This is a genomic window from Streptomyces europaeiscabiei, assembly GCF_001550375.1.
Classification (GTDB): domain Bacteria; phylum Actinomycetota; class Actinomycetes; order Streptomycetales; family Streptomycetaceae; genus Streptomyces; species Streptomyces europaeiscabiei.
The window spans coordinates 1-2357 of sequence record NZ_LRTR01000569.1 but is presented as its reverse complement, the minus strand read 5'-3'; the positions used below and the strand labels follow the sequence as shown (position 1 = coordinate 2357).

Below are 2357 nucleotides of genomic sequence, written 5' to 3'. Positions count from 1 at the left end.
ACCCCATGAGCCCGATCCCGGCCCCGGTCGTCGGCCGCGTCCCCGTCAGGGACGTCCGCCCGTCCGTCGAGTGCGGCAGGCGTCCCGCGAAGGCAGTCGTCGGCGAGACCTTCGAGGTCACCGCGACGCTCTTCCGGGAGGGGCACGGCGTGGTCGCCGCCAACGTCGTGCTGAAGGACCCGGAGGGCCGCCCGGCCCCGTGGACCCCGATGCGTGAACTCGCCCCCGGCACCGACCGCTGGGGCGCCTGCGTCACCCCGACCGCGGAGGGCCGATGGACGTACCGCGTCGAGGCCTGGAGCGACCCGATCGCCACCTGGCGCCACATCGCCCGCATCAAGATCCCGGCCGGCATCGACACCGGACTCGTCCTCGAGGAGGGCGCCGAGCTGTACGCGCGCGCGGCCGCCGGGGCGCCCGAGACGGACCTCCACGCAGCCCTGCTGACGGCCGTGCGAAAGCTCCGCGACGACACCCTTCCGGTCGCCGACCGGCTGGCGGCGGCGTTGGCGCCGGAGGTGGACGAGGTCCTGACCCGCCACCCCCTGCGCGAACTGGTCACGTCGTCGGAGCCGCTGCCGCTGCTGGTGGAACGGGAACGGGCCCTGTTCGGCTCCTGGTACGAGTTCTTCCCACGTTCCGAGGGCACCCCCGAGCAGCCCCACGGCACGTTCCGCACCGCCGCCCGCCGCCTGCCGGCCATCGCCCGGATGGGCTTCGACGTCGTCTACCTCCCCCCGATCCACCCGATCGGCACCACCTTCCGCAAAGGCCGCAACAACACCCTCTCCCCCACCCCGGACGACGTGGGCGTGCCCTGGGCCATCGGCTCCCCCGAGGGCGGCCACGACACCGTCCACCCCGACCTGGGCACCCTCGAGGACTTCGACTTCTTCGTCGCCGAAGCCCGCGCCCTCGGCCTGGAAATCGCCCTGGACTTCGCCCTGCAGTGCTCCCCCGACCACCCCTGGGTGCACAAACACCCCGAGTGGTTCCACCACCGCCCCGACGGCACGATCGCCTACGCGGAGAACCCGCCGAAGAAGTACCAGGACATCTACCCCATCGCCTTCGACGCCGACCTGCCCGGCCTCCTCGCCGAGACCACCCGCATCCTGCGCCACTGGATGGACCACGGCGTACGGATCTTCCGCGTCGACAACCCCCACACCAAACCGGTGCTCTTCTGGGAACAGGTCATCGCCGACGTCAACACCACCGACCCCGACGTCATCTTCCTGGCCGAGGCCTTCACCCGCCCCGCCATGATGCACACCCTGGCCGCCACCGGCTTCCAGCAGTCCTACACCTACTTCACCTGGCGCACCACCAAACAGGAACTCACCGACTACGCCACCGAACTCGCCGGGGACGCCGCGAGCTACATGCGGCCCAACTTCTTCGTCAACACCCCCGACATCCTCCACGCCTTCCTCCAGGAAGGCGGCCGCCCCGCCTTCGAACTCCGCGCCGTCCTGGCCGCCACCCTCTCCCCCACCTGGGGCGTGTACTCCGGCTACGAACTCTGCGAGAACACACCGCTCAAGCCCGGCAGCGAGGAGTACCTCGACTCCGAGAAATACCAACTCCGCCCCCGCGACTGGGACACAGCCGCACAAGACGGACGTACGATCGCACCACTGCTCGGCAAGCTCAACGAGATCAGGCGTCGAAGCCCGGCGCTGCGTCAGTTGCGGGATCTGCACTTCCACCACGCCGACCAGGAAGCGGTGATCGTCTATTCGAAGCGGGCGGGCTCGAACACGGTTCTGGTGGTGGTCAACCTCGACCCCCACCACACCCAGGAGGCCACGGTCTCGTTGGACATGCCGCAACTCGGCCTGGACTGGCATGAGTCCGTGCTGGTGCGCGACGAGCTCACCGGCGAGGTCTACACCTGGGGCAGGAACAACTACGTACGTCTAGAACCGGGCCGCACGCCCGCCCACGTACTGACCGTCCTGCGACCGTCCAACCCGCAGATCGGGGGGTCACCCACACAATGATCGTCAACGAGCCCGTTCCGGACACCTTCGAGGACACTCCGCAGAAGGACCGGGACCCTGACTGGTTCAAACGCGCCGTCTTCTACGAGGTCCTCGTCCGCTCCTTCCAGGACAGCAACGGCGACGGCATCGGCGACCTCAAGGGCCTCACCGCCAAACTCGACTACCTGCAGTGGCTGGGCATCGACTGCATCTGGCTCCCGCCCTTCTTCAAATCGCCCCTGCGCGACGGCGGCTACGACGTCTCCGACTACACCGCCGTCCTCCCCGAGTTCGGCGACCTCGCCGACTTCGTCGAGTTCGTCGACGCCGCCCACCAACGCGGCATGCGCGTCATCATCGACTTCGTCA

General features: G+C 68.9%; 2 protein-coding genes. Both read left to right on the top strand.

Going from position 1 to position 2357, the window contains the following annotated elements:
* Positions 1-5: 5 nt before the first annotated feature.
* Positions 6-2006: an alpha-1,4-glucan--maltose-1-phosphate maltosyltransferase gene (locus AWZ10_RS27500; protein ID WP_063809792.1), complete on the top strand. Its 2001-nt coding sequence runs from the start codon at positions 6-8 to the stop codon at positions 2004-2006.
* A partial coding sequence (locus tag AWZ10_RS27495) for an alpha-amylase family glycosyl hydrolase (protein WP_244172568.1) occupies positions 2003-2357 on the top strand: 355 nt, incomplete at its 3' end. The genes AWZ10_RS27500 and AWZ10_RS27495, both read left to right, overlap by 4 nt.